This window comes from Streptococcus sp. HMSC061E03, from assembly GCF_001813505.1.
Taxonomy (GTDB): Bacteria; Bacillota; Bacilli; order Lactobacillales; family Streptococcaceae; genus Streptococcus.
Window position 1 is genome coordinate 621,029 of the sequence record NZ_KV812784.1, and the last position, 16,799, is coordinate 637,827.

The 16,799-nt window shown below is 36.3% G+C and carries 14 protein-coding genes, 1 pseudogene and 1 other annotated feature; of the genes and pseudogenes, 11 read left to right on the forward strand and 4 right to left on the reverse strand.

The features are described from left to right. The 8 genes from HMPREF2917_RS03185 to rplL all read left to right on the forward strand — a co-directional run. Positions 1-3,222 (forward strand): LPXTG cell wall anchor domain-containing protein (locus HMPREF2917_RS03185; RefSeq protein ID WP_256324247.1); only part of this gene is annotated, 3,222 nt, incomplete at its 5' end. Positions 3,223-3,369: 147 nt separating this feature from the next. Next, entirely contained in the window at positions 3,370-3,879 is a 510-nt protein-coding gene (locus HMPREF2917_RS03190; RefSeq protein ID WP_049507821.1) for a dihydrofolate reductase, read from the forward strand. Positions 3,880-4,087: 208 nt separating this feature from the next. Continuing rightward, positions 4,088-5,320, forward strand: coding sequence for an ATP-dependent Clp protease ATP-binding subunit ClpX (gene clpX / locus HMPREF2917_RS03195; RefSeq protein ID WP_045759487.1), 1,233 nt, complete (start codon positions 4,088-4,090; stop codon positions 5,318-5,320). Positions 5,321-5,331: 11 nt separating this feature from the next. Next, positions 5,332-5,934 carry a ribosome biogenesis GTP-binding protein YihA/YsxC gene (gene yihA, locus HMPREF2917_RS03200; protein WP_003007440.1) on the forward strand — a complete coding sequence of 201 codons (603 nt, stop codon included), beginning with the start codon at positions 5,332-5,334 and terminating at the stop codon, positions 5,932-5,934. A gap of 149 nt (positions 5,935-6,083) precedes the next feature. Beyond that, positions 6,084-6,788: a glucosaminidase domain-containing protein gene (locus tag HMPREF2917_RS03205; protein ID WP_003007439.1), complete on the forward strand. Its 705-nt coding sequence runs from the start codon at positions 6,084-6,086 to the stop codon at positions 6,786-6,788. A gap of 167 nt (positions 6,789-6,955) precedes the next feature. Further along, complete coding sequence (locus tag HMPREF2917_RS03210; RefSeq protein ID WP_070588954.1) at positions 6,956-7,753, forward strand: formate/nitrite transporter family protein; 798 nt, start codon at positions 6,956-6,958, stop codon at positions 7,751-7,753. 60 nt (positions 7,754-7,813) lie between these two features. Further along, positions 7,814-7,948, forward strand: a sequence feature (ribosomal protein L10 leader region). Between the two features lie 38 nt (positions 7,949-7,986). After that, the gene (gene rplJ, locus HMPREF2917_RS03215) at positions 7,987-8,487 is read left to right on the forward strand and encodes a 50S ribosomal protein L10 (protein ID WP_070588955.1); all 501 of its coding nucleotides are present in this window, start codon (positions 7,987-7,989) and stop codon (positions 8,485-8,487) included. A gap of 76 nt (positions 8,488-8,563) precedes the next feature. Continuing rightward, entirely contained in the window at positions 8,564-8,932 is a 369-nt protein-coding gene (gene rplL, locus HMPREF2917_RS03220; RefSeq protein WP_061564003.1) for a 50S ribosomal protein L7/L12, read from the forward strand. Positions 8,933-9,135: 203 nt separating this feature from the next. Here the strand turns inward: rplL and HMPREF2917_RS03225 are convergent, their stop codons facing one another. Continuing rightward, the gene (locus HMPREF2917_RS03225) at positions 9,136-9,435 is read right to left on the reverse strand and encodes a hypothetical protein (protein WP_021153279.1); all 300 of its coding nucleotides are present in this window, start codon (positions 9,433-9,435) and stop codon (positions 9,136-9,138) included. A gap of 152 nt (positions 9,436-9,587) precedes the next feature. Beyond that, a complete protein-coding gene (locus tag HMPREF2917_RS03230; RefSeq protein ID WP_049472298.1) occupies positions 9,588-10,553 on the reverse strand; it encodes a phage integrase N-terminal SAM-like domain-containing protein in 966 nt (321 codons plus the stop codon). 784 nt (positions 10,554-11,337) lie between these two features. Here HMPREF2917_RS03230 and HMPREF2917_RS03235 point away from each other — a divergent pair. Next, on the forward strand, positions 11,338-11,757 hold the full coding sequence (locus HMPREF2917_RS03235; RefSeq protein WP_021153277.1) for a hypothetical protein: 420 nt from the start codon (positions 11,338-11,340) through the stop codon (positions 11,755-11,757). A 442-nt stretch (positions 11,758-12,199) separates the two neighbouring features. Here the strand turns inward: HMPREF2917_RS03235 and HMPREF2917_RS03240 are convergent, their stop codons facing one another. Further along, positions 12,200-12,667 carry an 8-oxo-dGTP diphosphatase gene (locus tag HMPREF2917_RS03240; protein ID WP_003004973.1) on the reverse strand — a complete coding sequence of 156 codons (468 nt, stop codon included), beginning with the start codon at positions 12,665-12,667 and terminating at the stop codon, positions 12,200-12,202. A 603-nt stretch (positions 12,668-13,270) separates the two neighbouring features. Here HMPREF2917_RS03240 and HMPREF2917_RS03245 point away from each other — a divergent pair. Then, entirely contained in the window at positions 13,271-14,845 is a 1,575-nt protein-coding gene (locus tag HMPREF2917_RS03245) for an ATP-binding cassette domain-containing protein (RefSeq protein WP_021153276.1), read from the forward strand. Between the two features lie 360 nt (positions 14,846-15,205). Here the strand turns inward: HMPREF2917_RS03245 and HMPREF2917_RS10860 are convergent. Next, a pseudogene (locus HMPREF2917_RS10860) lies at positions 15,206-15,460 on the reverse strand (tyrosine-type recombinase/integrase); the annotation flags it as partial. A gap of 390 nt (positions 15,461-15,850) precedes the next feature. On the opposite strand from HMPREF2917_RS10860, the gene HMPREF2917_RS03250 reads away from it, so the two are divergent. After that, on the forward strand, positions 15,851-16,717 hold the full coding sequence (locus HMPREF2917_RS03250) for a helix-turn-helix domain-containing protein (protein ID WP_049473277.1): 867 nt from the start codon (positions 15,851-15,853) through the stop codon (positions 16,715-16,717). The last annotated feature ends 82 nt before the right edge of the window (positions 16,718-16,799 follow it).

The following is a 16,799-nucleotide window of genomic DNA, read 5'->3' on the forward strand; positions in this document are numbered from 1 at the left end:
ACAGTAGCAGCAGACGGAACTGTAACCTTTGTTCCTGAAAAATCATTCACAGGTAAAGCACCAGCCGTAACAGTTGTTCGTGAAGATAAGAACGGAACTAAAGCTTCTGCAACTTACACACCAACTGTAACTCCAGTAACTCCAACTGCAACACCAGCTGAATCTACTGGACCTCAAGGTCTTGTTCAAACTGGCACTGTAACCTTCACTGAAGGTGATGAAGTAGCTCCAATTAACAAGGATTCGATTACTCTTCTTGATGAAAATGGTCAACCAGCAGCATCAGTAGAAGCGAAATCACCAGCAGGTAATGTGATCGGTACATACACAGTTGATAAAGATACAGGTGTAGTTACTTTCACACCAACAGATAAATCTTATTCAGGGGATGTTGTCCCAGTTAGGGTTCAAGCAGCTGATGCAAATGGAACTACAGTTGAAACAACTTATACACCGAAGATTACTCCGGTTGTTCCAACTTCTGAAGATGCTACATCGACAGATATTCAAGGTCAAACACAATCTGGTAAACCAACCTTCACGGAAGGCAATCCAAATGTTCCAATCGATGAAGATACTCCAGCTACCTTCGAAGATGGCTCAACCACTAAGACAGTAGATGGTGAAGGAACATATACTGTTGCTCCAGATGGAACCGTAACCTTCGTACCAGAAAAATCATTCACTGGAACTGCTACAGGCGTAACAGTGAAACGCGTGGACAAGAACGGTACTGAAATCACAGCTAAGTACACACCAACTGTGACACCAGTAACACCAACAGCAACACCAGCTGAATCAACAGATATCCAAGGTGCAACTCAAACTGGTAAACCTAAATTCACCGAAGGTGACAGCCGTGTACCTATGAACGATGATGTTCCAGCAACCTTCGATGATGGATCAACTACGAAGACTGTAGATGGTGTTGGTACATACACAGTAGCAGCAGACGGTACAGTAACCTTTGTACCAGAAAAATCATTCGTTGGAACTGCACCAGCCGTAACAGTGGTTCGTGAAGATAAGAACGGAACAAAAGCTTCTGCGACTTATACACCAACCGTAACACCAGTTACACCAACTGCAGAAGATACAACATCTACTGACAAACAAGGTCAAACGCAAACAGGTACACCAACCTTCACACCAGGTAATCCAAATGTTCCAATGGATGATGATACACCTGCAACATTTGAAGATGGCTCAACAACCAAGACAATTCCAGGTGAAGGAACTTACACAGTTGCTCCAGACGGAACCGTAACATTTGTTCCAGAAAAATCATTCACAGGAGAAGGTACAGGCGTAACGGTGAAACGTGTCGATAAGAACGGTACTCCAGTTACTGCTAAGTACACACCAACTGTAACACCAGTAACTCCAACAGCAAGTCCAGCTGAATCAGAAGCACCTCAAGGTGTGGTTCAAACTGGAACTGTAACCTTCACTGAAGGTGACCCAGTTGCACCAATCGATAAGGATACCATTACTCTTCTTGATGAAAATGGTCAACCAGCAGAATCTGTAGTTGCTAAATCACCAGAAGGTAAAGAAATTGGTACCTTCACCGTTGATAAAGAAACAGGTGTTGTGACCTTCACACCAACGGATAAATCTTACTCAGGTGATGTTGTTCCAGTTAAGGTTCAAGGTAAAGATACAAACGGAACTGTTGCTGAGACAACTTACACACCGAAGATCACTCCAGTTGTACCAACTGCTGATCCTGCAACATCGACAGATATCCAAGGTAAAACACAAACAGGTACACCAAGCTTCACACCTGGTAACCCTGCAATCCCAATGGATGATGATGTACCAGCTACCTTTGAAGATGGTTCAACAACAAAAGTTATTCCAGGAGAAGGAACTTACACAGTTGCTCCGGACGGAACCGTAACCTTCGTACCAGAAAAATCATTCACAGGAACAGGTACAGGCGTAACCGTGAAACGTGTTGATAAGAACGGTACTCCAGTTACTGCAACCTACACACCAACAGTTACACCAGTAACTCCAACAGCTGAGCCAGCAACATCTACAGATATCCAAGGTCAAACCCAAACAGGTACACCAAGCTTCACACCTGGTAACCCTGCAATCCCAATGGATGATGATGTACCAGCAACCTTTGAAGATGGTTCAACAACTAAAGTTATTCCAGGAGAAGGAACTTACACCGTTGCTCCAGACGGAACCGTAACCTTCGTACCAGAAAAATCATTCACAGGAACAGGTACAGGCGTAACCGTGAAACGTGTTGATAAGAACGGTACTCCAGTTACTGCAACTTACACACCAACTGTAACACCAGTTACACCAACAGCAGAACCAGTTACTTCAATTGGTAAGAAGGGTCAAACCCAAACAGGCAAACCAACCTTCACAGAAGGTGATAGCCGTGTACCAATGAATGACAAAGTTCCTGCAACCTTCGATGATGGTTCAACTACGAAGATAATTCCAGGTGTTGGTACTTACACAGTAGCAGCAGACGGAACTGTAACCTTCACTCCAGAACCTGAATTTACTGGAACTGCACCAGCAGTAACAGTGGTTCGTGAAGATGTGAATGGAACCAAAGCTTCTGCAACTTACACACCAACTGTCCTTCCAATCACTAAGTTTGTTGATAAAGAAGGTAAGGAAATCCCAGGATATCCTACAGTTGATGGAGAAGAACCAAAAGCTGAAATTCCAGGTTACCGCTTTGTGGAAACGAAGAAATTGCCTAATGGTGATACAGAACACGTCTATGAAAAAGTTACGACTTCATATGTAGACGAAAATGGGGACCCAATCCCAGGTAACCCAACAGAAGATGGGGAACAACCGAAGAAGGATATCCCAGGTTATGACTTCGTGAAGACTGTTGTAGATAAAGATGGAAACACTCAACATATCTACAAGAAGACTGTGACACCAACTCCAATGCCGGATCCAACTCCGACACCAGAGCCACAGCCACAGCCTACTCCACAACCACAACCTCAACCAACACCAGAACCACAACCTACTCCACAACCAAAACCAGAAGAACCAACGATTCCTGTCGTTCCAGAAACGAAAGAAGAAGTGAAGTATATCGATCCACAAAATCCTACTGCACAACTTCCAAACACAGGAACAAAAGAATCTTCTACTGCTGGTCTTGCAATCTTTAGTGCTTTAGCAGGTCTGTCATTATTCGGATTTGCAAAACGCAAAAAAGAAGACTAAGCTAACTTGTGGCTAAGAAAAACCGCGAAAATCTCGCGGTTTTTTTCTGTTTGTATTTAAAAAAATATCCTCCAAACTAGATAGTTGAAATCAGTCTTTTATAAGAAAATTTGATAAAATAGAAGTATCAGTGTAAAGGATGAGAGAATGAAAAAGATAATTGGTATCTGGGCTCAAACTGAAAATGGCATTATTGGAAAGGACCAAGTCATGCCTTGGCATCTGCCAGCTGAGCTTCAGCATTTCAAAGAAACGACCATGGGGCAAGCGATTCTTATGGGAAGAGTGACCTTTGATGGTATGAAAAAACGGGTTCTACCAGGTCGGACTAGCATTATCTTAACGCAAGATCAGGCTTATGATTCTGAAAATGATGCTGTACTCGTCATGCATAGCAAAGAAGAAGTCTTAGAGTGGTATCAGAACCAAGAGAAGAATCTTTACATTATTGGAGGCAGTCAGATTTTAAGGCTTTTCTCTGATCAGTTAGAAGAGTTGATCCAGACCATGATTCATGCAACGCTTGATGGCGATACATTGGCACCAAAATTTGATGAGAAACGTTATGAAAAGGTCCGTCAAGTTCCCCATCTGAAAGATGAGAAAAATCCATATGATTTTACGGTCAACTATTATAAGAGAAAGGATTTAGACTAATGGAGCGAAGTGTCTTTGGTTTTTTTACAGCTGTCCTATGTGTCATCTGTTTGATTTGCGCCTTACAAACCTTTCGTAAAAAACGGTTTGGCCTCGCTATTTTATTCTTACTAAATGCTTTTACCAATCTTGTGAATTCCATTCACGCCTTTTACATGACCTTATTTTAAACTAAATAGAAACTGAAAATGACAGAAAGAGGAAATACATGCCAACGAATCAAAACAATGATATGATGGTTTATTGCTCATTTTGCGGAAAGAGTCAAGATGAAGTCCAAAAAATCATTGCAGGAAACAATGCGTTTATCTGTAATGAATGTGTAGAGTTAGCTCAAGAAATCATCCGGGAGGAGCTTGCTGAAGAAGTCCTTGCTGACCTTAGTGAAGTTCCAAAACCAATCGAATTGCTCAATATCTTGAACCACTATGTCATCGGTCAAGATCGTGCTAAACGTGCCCTTGCTGTAGCGGTATACAACCACTACAAACGCATTAACTTCCACGATACGCGCGAAGACGAGACAGATGTTGAATTGCAAAAATCAAACATCCTCATGATTGGACCTACTGGTTCAGGTAAGACTTTCTTGGCCCAAACCTTAGCACGTAGCTTGAATGTCCCATTTGCTATTGCTGATGCAACAGCCTTGACAGAAGCCGGTTATGTGGGTGAAGATGTTGAAAATATTCTCTTAAAACTTCTTCAAGCAGCTGATTTCAACATCGAGCGTGCAGAACGAGGCATCATCTACGTCGATGAAATTGATAAGATCGCTAAGAAAAGTGAAAATGTCTCTATCACACGTGACGTCTCTGGTGAAGGAGTGCAACAAGCTCTCTTGAAGATCATCGAAGGGACCGTCGCTAGTGTTCCACCACAAGGGGGACGCAAACACCCTCAACAAGAGATGATCCAAGTGGATACCAAGAATATTCTCTTCATCGTAGGAGGAGCCTTTGACGGAATCGAAGAAATTGTTAAGCAACGTCTCGGTGAAAAAGTCATCGGTTTCGGTAAGAACAATAAAGCCATCGATGAATCCAGCTCTTACATGCAAGAAATTGTAGCAGAAGATATTCAAAAATTTGGAATTATCCCAGAATTGATTGGACGTCTTCCAGTCTTTGCGGCTCTTGAGCAATTGACTGTTGACGACCTTGTCCGTATTCTAAAAGAGCCACGCAATGCCTTGGTAAAACAATACCAAACCTTGCTCTCTTATGATAATGTTGAATTGGAATTTGACGATGAAGCCCTTCAAGAGATTGCGAATAAAGCTATTGAAAGAAAGACTGGAGCTCGTGGTCTTCGTTCGATTATTGAAGAAACCATGATGGATGTCATGTTTGAAATTCCAAGTCAAGAAGATGTAAAACTTGTCCGAATCACAAAAGAAGCTGTTGACGGAACAGAAAAACCAGTTCTTGAAACAGCCTAGAAAGATAAAATATGGAAATTAACACACATAATGCGGATATCCTCTTAAGCGCTGCAAATAAGAGTCATTATCCTCAAGATGAGATTCCAGAAGTTGCACTTGCCGGTCGATCAAATGTCGGCAAGTCTTCTTTTATTAATACTCTCTTAAATCGAAAGAACCTGGCCAGAACATCTGGTAAACCAGGAAAAACCCAATTGCTAAATTTCTTCAATATCGATGATAAACTCCGTTTGGTAGATGTACCTGGTTATGGCTATGCACGTGTCTCTAAAAAAGAGCGCGAGAAGTGGGGACGGATGATTGAAGAATACCTCACCAGTCGTGAGAACTTAAAAGCAGTCGTTAGCCTAGTCGATTTTCGTCATGAACCTTCTGCTGATGATGTTCAGATGTATGAATTCTTAAAATATTATGAGATCCCTGTGATCTTAGTAGCGACCAAGGCAGATAAGATTCCACGTGGAAAATGGAATAAACATGAATCCATCATTAAGAAAAAACTAGATTTTGATCCATCAGACACTTTCATTGTCTTTTCTTCGGTAACCAAGGAAGGACTAGAGAAGTCATGGGATGCTATTTTGGAAAATGCGTTTTACGAAATAAATTGAAATGACATGAAAATGTCATTTTTGTTTTGGATTTATCTCGCAATTGTAATAGAAGTGTAATATAAGTGGCTTTGTTTTCTTCTATTTATATGGTATAATCTCTATAAAGATAAAAGATGATAAAAAATTAATTGGAGATAAATTGTATTATGAAAAAGAAAATACGGAATAAAACGAAATTATTTGGTTTGTTCGTTTCTGTATTAGCAGTGGGGACATTTGCTGCTGCTATGAGCGAGCACGTAACATCAGTTGGTGCTAATGATGGAACTTACCAAGCATACTCAGACCCAACTGAAGCTTTCATCTCACAAATTGGTGAGTCAGCTCGTCAGCTTGGTCAAGAGAATGATCTTTATGCTTCAGTTATGATTGCACAAGCGATCTTGGAAAGTGGATCAGGGCAGTCTGGTTTGTCTTCCTATCCACACTACAACCTTTTTGGGATTAAAGGAAGTTATGCTGGGCAATCTGCAGTGATGCAAACTTGGGAAGATGATGGTGCTGGAAATGCGTATACGATTAATGATGCTTTCCGTTCATACCCATCTTACTATGAATCATTGCAAGACTATGTAGCAGTTTTGAAACAAGGACATTTTGCAGGTGCTTGGAAGAGTAACACATCAAGTTATCAAGACGCAACAGCAGCTTTGACAGGTGTTTATGCGACAGATACTAGCTACTACGCAAAGCTCAATCATATCATTGAAACCTATAATTTGACTCAATATGATTCACCAAATGTTCAGGGTGGTATCACTGGTTCGGTATACAATCCATATCGTCAACAGTTCACTTCACAAGAAATCTTGAATTTGGATATCGCTTGGGCGAACCGTTTGAATTATTAAAACTAAAACAGGCAGATGCCTGTTTTTTTATTTGTTTTTAGCACACAGTGATATTCGATATAAAACGTATATGATGAAAAGTTAAGAATTCTTCCTGAAAACCTTTTCAAACTTTTCTCTCTATGATATAATGATTTTGTTCACAAACATTATATAAGGAGAATATTATGTCTGAATCTAATTTTATTCAAAAAGTTGGAGCGGCGTGTAATAAGAAGGAAGATCTCTATCAGAAATCTAAAACGCGCTATGCAGTCCGTTCTATTTTTGCTGGTGGATTTCTTACTTTAAGTACGGCGGTTGGAGCAGTTGCTGCAGACCTGTTGAATACCTTCGTACCTGGATCTGGTCGTTTTCTATTTCCATTCATCTTTGCCTGGGGCTTAGTTTATCTCTTATTCTTAAATGCGGAATTAACCACCTCAAATATGATGTATCTGACGGCGGGTACCTATCTAAAGAAAATTAACTGGAAGAAAGCGTTGGAGATTCTTCTTTATTGTACCTTCTTTAATTTAATTGGTGCTTTAATCGTGGCTTTTCTTTTCAATCAGACAACAGCCTTCGCACATATCGATCCAAAAGGTTTCCTAGCCACGGTAGCAGAAAATAAACTCCAACGAAGCAATCAAGTGGTTTTCTTTGAGGGAGTTATTGCCAATATCTTTGTAAATATTGCTATTCTTTCTTATCTATATTTCAAAGATGAAACAGCGAAGGTGCTCTTAGCCCTATCTGCTATCTATATGTTTGTCTTTATGACCAATGAACACTTGGCGGCCAACTTTGCTTCCTTCTCATTATTAAGCTTTAATTCTGTTTCTAGCCAATTGCCACATTTTGAGTTTTTAAATATTTTACGTCACTATGGTGTCACCTTCTTTGCCAACTGGGTAGGAGGAGGAGTCCTAATGGGACTGGCCTATGCTTGGTTAAATAATATTAAGAGTCTCTACAACGATTAAAAAATATAAAAAAGTTTGCAAAAGTACTTGCATTCTTTTTTTATATGTGATAAACTATTCTACGGTTTGAAAAAACTGCCTAAGACAGTAGGGGAGCTCGACTCATAAAGATCCTACCGAGGACAAAACGTATCAATTAAAAGAAGCGTATTGTACTTTCGTGTCTAGGTTTGGGCGCGTTTTTCTTTTGGAAAAATTCCCCAAGCAAAATAATTACGGAGGTGAACACACTAATGAGTGAAGCAATTATTGCTAAAAAAGCGGAACTTGTTGACGTAGTAGCTGAAAAAATGAAAGCTGCTGCATCAATCGTCGTTGTAGATTCTCGCGGTTTGACAGTTGAGCAAGATACAGTTCTCCGTCGCAACCTTCGCGGAAGCGAAGTTGAGTTTAAAGTTATCAAAAACTCAATCTTGCGTCGTGCAGCTGAAAAAGCTGGTCTTGAAGATCTTGCATCTGTATTCGTTGGACCTTCTGCAGTAGCATTTTCTAACGAAGATGTTATTGCACCAGCGAAAATCTTGAACGATTTTGCTAAAACTGCTGACGCACTTGAAATCAAGGGTGGTGCAATCGAAGGCGCTGTCGCATCAAAAGAAGAGATCCTTGCTCTTGCAACTCTTCCAAACCGCGAAGGACTTCTTTCTATGCTCCTTTCTGTACTTCAAGCGCCAGTGCGCAACGTTGCTCTTGCAGTCAAAGCGGTTGCAGACAACAAAGAAGACGCAGCTTAATCCTAAGCTACGCAGCGTAGCCTAGCTACAAAAAAATATAAATAAAAAATTTAAAACTTATTTGGAGGAAATAACAATGGCATTGAACATTGAAAACATTATTGCTGAAATTAAAGAAGCTTCAATCCTTGAATTGAACGACCTTGTAAAAGCTATCGAAGAAGAATTTGGTGTAACTGCGGCTGCTCCTGTAGCAGTTGCTGCAGCTGGTGCTGCTGACGCTGGTGCTGCTAAAGATTCATTCGACGTTGAATTGACATCTGCAGGCGACAAGAAAGTCGGCGTTATCAAAGTTGTACGTGAAATCACAGGTCTTGGTCTTAAAGAAGCTAAAGAACTTGTTGATGGAGCACCAGCAGTTGTTAAAGAAGGTGTTGCTACAGCTGAAGCTGAAGAAATCAAAGCTAAATTGGAAGAAGCTGGAGCTTCAGTTACTCTTAAATAATAGAGTAACGCAAATTGAATGCGAAAGCCTAGTATATTAAGGTTAAGAATTGCTTAAGGTGATTTAAATCTTAAATAGGGGAGTTATTCCCCACCAAATCCCCGCCAAGTTAGATCTTGGCGGGGATTTTTTCTACAACAAAATAGACACTATAATTCTTTTGTTAGATTTATGATATGCAGAAATTATAGTGCTATTTTAACCTAAATCCAATCATTGCCTTCAACTGGTGCATATGCCCACCAGACCCAAGCTAAACCAAGATCAGTAGCTTGGATAATATTATTTTGAAAAGTAATTAAATTATGATGAAGTGCAAAATCAATGTATTCATCTAGTTGATTTCTTCTATCAGCATAGCCTTCTTCAATTAATTTTGAGATTGATTCAGGGAAACTCACGTAGTCTAAAAAGCTAGTGAAGTAAGTATCGGTTATTAGTTTTTCACGAATTTCAAAATTTGAACCTTTGAATTCTCGTTGCAAATGATTTTTAATTGACATTCTTTTACTCCTTTTAAATTTATAGTATGTCAGAAAAATGTGTTAAAACTGTTAGCTATACAACAGCCTATATTTTGAGTATGCCATAAAAACGCAGAAAAACTGTTTTTTTCTGTATTTTTTCTTCATTTTTTAGTCGAAAATGAGATACTTTAAAGAATATAGTTGGTCACTGTAACGGATAGACGCCAGTGGGAAAGATGGAAGACCGAGACCGCCATCAAAGCTAAACGATTATATTTTGTAGGCAGGGCTGAATTTAAGGCTTTTTTATAGTTCGATCCACGAATTTTATAAGGTTCATCTCTTAGTTCATTAATGAAGTTTTTCTTTTGTTTCTCAAATTTCTTTAATGATTTATTTCTTAAATTTTGGTGGCCAACTTCCCAACGTTCTATTAAAAAATTTTTTAAATTCAGCTTGAATTTAGGATTGTCTTGGAGTTTCTTCAAGTAGAAGTAATAACACTCTCTTGCATGTTGAGCTCGCATCCCATGTAGATTGATTAGATTATTCATTTCTACATCTGTAAAGATATAATCATCCTCTTGTTTATTTTTAAAGGTATCGAGGACTACTGGAACATCTTGAGGAAGAATAAGTTGAGGTTGAAATTTTCCTCCCTTCCCACGCTGAACTAAAACATAGTAATTTCCATTATTATCTTTTCGAATATCTTTTCCTTTTAATTTTTTTAATTCGGATCTACGAATCCCAACTGCCCGCTGAAAATTAACCAGCCGAGAGAAGCGAGAGTCTGTTTCTTGATGTTTACCTTGTGAGTTTTTTGATTTGATACGACCTCGGATAATTTTGTCACTGGAACGCTTGTCTTTTCTAATGCGATTCATGTTGATATCAACTGCTTTGCAGATAGGTGCTAAATAAGTATGGATTGTAGCAACAGAATATTGTTTAGGATCATCAGTTAGATCTAGTTGGTATAGTTGAATCACTTCTTCAGTAATATCTGTTTTTTTCTTAATATTGTTTTCTTTAGCCCACTTTGTAAAGCGAGTAATTGCTCTTTTATAGCTTGTCCTCGTTCGATTGTTTGTGATATTTTTTGAAGCTGCAATAAATAAATCGTGCTTGAGAGAATTCCTTTTTCTTGGCATTATACATTCCTTTCTAAAATAATTACATATTATTGTTAAACTGCCTCCCACCCTTTTTTAATAAGCTGGGTATGCTTTTGATACTTCCCATCGAGGCTAACTCTTGAAGTTTAATGTTTGCGATAGATTTTCAGTACTCACCGTGTTCTATGTTTGGAAGTATCATAAAGATGTCATTGCTTGTTCGAGCTTATAAAACTTTTCTATTTTACATTTTTTATTACATTATTTTTTTACTTTGCTAAACTAGTTATTTTTTTAGTATTTACTTTTATTTTTACCTTTTTTATTTTACCTTAAACACGTTTTTCTTTACTTTTTTATCTACTAAATGGTTATTCTTTACTTCATGTTATTCAGTAGAGAATAACCATTTAGATTTTCTTTCTTTTTCTCTTAGTTTTTTCCTTTGCAATGACTAGCATATGAGAGATAAGTACGTTAACCGTGCCCAGTAACAAACTTTCTCACCATATGATTAATGGTAGTAGCTCTACTTACTCAATTTAATTTACAATAATAGTATGCCATATTTTGATAAAAATAAAGATAGAAGAAAAACATCGTTATTTTAGGAACAGAATGTTGTTTTTATTTTTACGGAAAAATGGCATAATAATAGTATAGATAAAAAAAGGCAGTGCTGAACTGTCTTTTTTTGTTCCTAAAAAAGGAGGCAACAGATGCTCAAGAACAATCGTTTAATAATAATATTAAAGAGAGTAAGGCCACCGTAAATCTAAGGATGAAAAAATCTTTTTTTAAAAAATAGGAGGAAAACAAAATGAAAACATATAAAAAGTATGTAGTTTTTTCAAGTCAACAATATATTTCAGAATTAATTAATCTTAATGAAGAAATTAATATTAGAATGTTTTATTCAACATTTGAAGACGATCAGTATATCTCAATCTTGAATGATCAAGATCAAGAACTGTCATTCAATTTTGTAAATGATAGTATTGAATTTGAATTGATTGATCCATTGTGTGAGAAAATTTTAATTACATTTGATACTGTAGAACAGACAGCCAAAGTTCATCAAGTAATTAAATTTCTCTTAGATTTGTTTTTTAAATTCAATTGGCATGAATCAGTTGCAGCGTTATCAGTTGCAGATTTCTGGGAATTGATCAAGAATTACGAGAAAGATAACCTCGATATGACGTTTGGTTACCCAAGAATCTCAGGTTCTAATAGCTAATAGCCATATTTTTAGGCAAAAAAAACTCTAAGCAGGCAGAGCCTGCTAACTCATGACAGAAAAAGAAGTAAAATATTTAAAGATTCAATTTAATTCAATTGAAACTGTTAACAGTGATTTTCGTGTAGCAGACGGAACTTTTGAAAAACAGTAATATAATTTAAGTATCTATTTTAAATATACGTGAAATTATCGCAACTGAAATCGGAATAAGAAAATTGATGCAATAGAATATAGAGAAAGCCTTGGAATGATTCCAAGGCTTTTTTAGCTATCTATATATACAAGGAAAAAGTTGATAGAGTAGATGATTTTATTAGATACCCTTGTTTTGTAAAATATTAAACTATATGTTATTAAAGACAGATTGTATTGAGTACTGAATTATACAAAAATTACTAATGGATTGAGAATTTTGCATTTGATTATACTGTAGAGAATATTAGTCAAATAAAATTGTTTTATTTTCGCTAATGCATTTCTTATTATCATCCCAATAGTTAATACTTTCAAAGCTTCCTTTTCTTAAATAAAGGGGTAGCCTTTTTCTTATTTCATCTTGCATTGGTATTTTATCGATTTCTTTTAGATTCCACCATTTTGGCTCACCTTCATCAGATGTGCTTAGTTCACCAGTAAACTGAGTACATAAAAAGTCATAGAAGACAAATCTCTCATTACCAATTGAATTAGTAAAGCCTGAAATTCCTTTTAATTCAAGATTTAATGCGGTAAGTCCAGTTTCTTCCTTAAGTTCCCGTAATGCAGCTTCAAAAAAACTTTCAGGAAATTCAACTTTTCCACCCGGTGGAATCCAGCCAGGAAAATTATCGTGCTGTCTATTAAGTAATAAAATTTCTTGATTTTTCAAAACGCAAATGTTAACCCAGTTTTTGATTTTTTCAGTCATATTATTAGCCTCCAACAAGTATTTTTTCATATACAAGTCTATATGTCAAGAACTATAAGCTATTTATGATTGTGACAAATGTATCTCAGCCAAAGATTGATAATTTTCACGCAATAGCTGATTAACTCTCAGATATGACGATAAAATAATTTTTACAAGACTAGTTAACTTTATTATACTGTAATTTTATACTTTCGATATTGTACTTATCTAAGGTACTTTTTAATTTTTCTATAAAGTACTGTTGTTCTTTAGTAAATGGATTAGGTCTACTCAAAAAAACTCTTATTTTTTTATTATTCACGCCAGATTTCTCCTACCGATAACTATTTATTATCACTAGTATACCATAGTTTCTAATCTCCTATATGTTTCCAACAGTAACTTTTTATTGGGATGGATAAGATGAATACTTACTGGGAAAAACTCGGAATATCATTAACAGTTTAAACTTTTCTAATCTTTTGAATATTCATTGACTAGACTTATTTTTAGATGTATAATGAGCATGTAAAATATATCACAAAGAATAATATGTAATAAGATTTAATGATTACATCTGATATTTCTCAACCATAGTGTTCTATTTTCTAGGAGAGCTTTATGATTAATATCTTTAAATATCTTGATAAAAAAACAAAATACCTAACCATTATTGGAGCACTGGCAAATGGGGGGCTCGCATTAGGGCAACCCTTGGTTGTTGCCAAAGCACTATCGATAGATCAAAATAACCTTACCTATTCCTCTATTTGGAAATTTGCCCTCTTTGGTTTTTCTGTCTATTTCGCTTTGTATAGTCTAATGTTATTTTGTAATCATGCAAATAATGTCTTTCGACGTGAAATTCACATGAATATCCGAACGGCATTGTTTCATAAGTTAATGGAAGACAGGGAATATAGTGAAGATGAAAAGATTACCATGCTGACACAGGATATGGAATTTTTAGGAGATAACTTTTTTGAACGCTATATGACTATTTCATGTTGGGGATTTGGAGCGCTGATTACGGCGATCTATATCATTGCCCAAAATGTTTTATTGGGTTCTATCTTTGTTTTCTTCACGATCTTACGTCCCATTCCACAATTCTTAATGAATAATAAGCTAAAGAATTCAGGGGATGAAATGTCTCAGGGAAGAACAGCTGTTCATAACCAAATCTCTGATAGTATTCGAGGGGCTCAAACCTTGCGGATGAATCAAGCCTTACCTGAAAATTCTCAGCGCGTCTGGAATATCAATCTTCGTTATCAACGAGCCATTCAAAAGTTTGCTTTTACCCATAATATTGTTTTCTTTTGTAATGGTTTCATGGTCTTTCTTAGCCAAGTACTCCCTTTGGTATTGGGGTTCTTCCTTGCCATGCATGGTCATCATGTTTCAGTGGCTAGTCTGGTTGCAATGTATATTGCTGCTGGTCAACTGGTAGGGCCTATCCAAAATATCATGTATGATGTGGTTGAAGTACAAGGAGCAAAAACAACGGCAGAAAAGATTTTCGGAATTTTAAATCGAGCAGATGATAGTGAATCGGACAATCATTCGATCTCCCAAGTAGAAGAACTAGAAATTTCTCATTTAAGTAAATCTTATAATGGTAGAGAGATTATTCGCGATCTTAATCTAGCCATTCGACAAGGTGAAAAAGTCCTCATCAAAGGGCCAAGTGGCTGTGGGAAATCAACCCTCTTTCGAATGATCACAGGAGAAGAAAAGCCGGATGCCGGAACGATTACTTGTCGTACAAGGGATGGAGTTAAAACAAGTCACTTTGTTCGTCAGGTAGGCATTATCAGCCAGCATCCTTTCCTCTTTAATGATACTATTCGCTACAATCTCAGTTTGGGACAAGAGTTTTCAGATCAAGAATTAGAGACTGTTTTGAGACAGGTCAAACTCGACCATGAACTAACTGATGGACTTGATTTTGTAATCACTGATAACGGAGAAAATATTTCAGGTGGACAACGAGTCCGGATTGAACTAGCCCGCTTCCTTCTTCGTAAAAAGGATATTTTATTAGCAGATGAGGTAACTGCAGCTCTTGACGTAGAAAATAGCCAGATGGTTCGAGACTTGATTTTCTCACTACCGATGATGGTGTTAGAAATCGCTCACCATATTGATAATGAAAGTCGATACGATCAAGTCATTGAACTAAGAAAAAATTGAATTATTTTCATGATAAGATAAAGTAGTGAGTACTCTCTCCAGTCGGAAACTTCCTCACTACTAATCTTAATATGTTTGTTAACTGTAGTAGTAAAAAAATATTATTAAGTAGGTAATTTTGTATTTGACTTACATTGTACAAAAGTAGTTGAAAAATCTCTGAGAACATTCCGGTATCAATAATGAGTTTTTTTTTACAATTGAAACTATAATGTAGGATTTTTTTAACTGTAGTAATGTTATAAAATTAATCTTACCAATAAAGTATCTATAGGTCTTTGTATACCTAAAATTTTATAGTAGCAATATAAAATTTACATTAATTGCAAAATGATTTATTATAGCTAAATATAGTAGTCTCTAATTAGTTTTTTTAATTTGTGCAAGTCGTTCTATTAAAATATCGACTGCTTCATTCTTTCGGTTAGGATCTAATTCCGCATAGTTATCCATTGTGGTTGAAATAGATCTGTGTCCCATACGTTCTTGCAGTTCTTTCCAATTTGCTCCAGCGTTGAGCATTAAAGACGCATGAGTATGGCGGAATATGTGAAAACCATAATTAGGTAAACCTAACTCTTTTGATCGTTTAATAAGAGTAGCTCGCTCATTTCGATGGGGAGATGTACCTTAAACAGATAAGAAGCTTGCCAAAAACTTTATCTGGAAATAATTTCCCCCTAATTTAGACTAAAATAAAATGCATAATATCAGTTTTTTGAATACCTGATATTATGCGTTTTTAATTTCAAAGACTTTTAGGAATTACTTGAACTCTCAAATTCCATATATGTTTTTCTGAGTTACATGAAAAGTTTAACTTAATTTGACAATCTAGAAATTATTTGAGTAGATTATTTTCAAAAGAAGACGAGGTAGATCAAAAAACATTCGACACCATTTATGTAAAATTTGTATCTTTCTGGACATATATTTGAATTTTTGATTTAATCATGTTACAATTAAAATTGAAATCAAAATCAATTAGAAAAGGAATATCCAAACGTGGGTACATTATTAGCAACCAGATTAAAAAATAGACGAAAAGAATTAAAATTGTCCCAGCGAGAATTGGCCGAAGGCATTTGTAAACAGGGGCAAATTAGTCGATTAGAGAGTGGAGAGTTCACTCCTGGGGCGGATTTTTTGCATGCACTTGCTAAGAAATTAAAAGTTAGTATGGATTATTTTTTTGATGAGCAGATTGTTGGGGAGGTTGATGAGCTAGCAGAGTTTAAGAAATTAGCACATACATTTATCATAAATAGAAATTATGAGTCTTTGAAATATATATATGAATTAGAAAATGTAAAGTCTCATCGTTTATCTCTAGCAGATAAATTTTATATGGAGTGGATAAAATCTCTGATAGATTTTTATTTCTATGGGCAACAAGAGGAGGCAGTTGAAAGATTGGAGAAGGTGCTGTCACAGTTAAGTATATCTGATATGAACTATCTCCAAATTTCAAACACTCTATTCAATTTTTATTACGATATTGGAGATTTAACGCGATTTGATGAGATTCGAAAAACATTAGAGTATCAAGTAAATCAACTCAATTTAAATACACTCGAAGAGTTAGAACTATTTATTAAGTTCAACTATAACGTTTGTAGATATTTATGGCTACAGAATAATATTGAAGAAGCTATTACTAAAATCACAGCTACTATAAAGCAGTGTCAGGCTTACAGAACAACTTATCTTTTAGCTGATTTGTATTTATTGATGGGAAATGTAAGTAAGGACTTTTCTTCTAAGATTTCGGTAAAAGAATATTTTGAGACAGCACATTTTCTTTATAAATTGGATGAAAATATGTCAATGGCTTTGAAAGTCGAACATTATATTGCAAATATGACAGAATAATGAAAATGATGTTCAATTGAGCATCGTTTTTTTAATATCGCATAGATACAAAAATGATTTATTTTTAAAAAATAAAAAAAGT

Coding starts and splice junctions, on each gene's coding strand:
- HMPREF2917_RS03190 (WP_049507821.1), top strand. CDS start 3,370: ATGAAAAAGATAATTGGTATCTGGGCTCAAACTGAAAATGGCATTATT.
- clpX (WP_045759487.1), top strand. CDS start 4,088: ATGCCAACGAATCAAAACAATGATATGATGGTTTATTGCTCATTTTGC.
- yihA (WP_003007440.1), top strand. CDS start 5,332: ATGGAAATTAACACACATAATGCGGATATCCTCTTAAGCGCTGCAAAT.
- HMPREF2917_RS03205 (WP_003007439.1), top strand. CDS start 6,084: ATGAAAAAGAAAATACGGAATAAAACGAAATTATTTGGTTTGTTCGTT.
- HMPREF2917_RS03210 (WP_070588954.1), top strand. CDS start 6,956: ATGTCTGAATCTAATTTTATTCAAAAAGTTGGAGCGGCGTGTAATAAG.
- rplJ (WP_070588955.1), top strand. CDS start 7,987: ATGAGTGAAGCAATTATTGCTAAAAAAGCGGAACTTGTTGACGTAGTA.
- rplL (WP_061564003.1), top strand. CDS start 8,564: ATGGCATTGAACATTGAAAACATTATTGCTGAAATTAAAGAAGCTTCA.
- HMPREF2917_RS03225 (WP_021153279.1), bottom strand. CDS start 9,435: ATGTCAATTAAAAATCATTTGCAACGAGAATTCAAAGGTTCAAATTTT.
- HMPREF2917_RS03230 (WP_049472298.1), bottom strand. CDS start 10,553: ATGCCAAGAAAAAGGAATTCTCTCAAGCACGATTTATTTATTGCAGCT.
- HMPREF2917_RS03235 (WP_021153277.1), top strand. CDS start 11,338: ATGAAAACATATAAAAAGTATGTAGTTTTTTCAAGTCAACAATATATT.
- HMPREF2917_RS03240 (WP_003004973.1), bottom strand. CDS start 12,667: ATGACTGAAAAAATCAAAAACTGGGTTAACATTTGCGTTTTGAAAAAT.
- HMPREF2917_RS03245 (WP_021153276.1), top strand. CDS start 13,271: ATGATTAATATCTTTAAATATCTTGATAAAAAAACAAAATACCTAACC.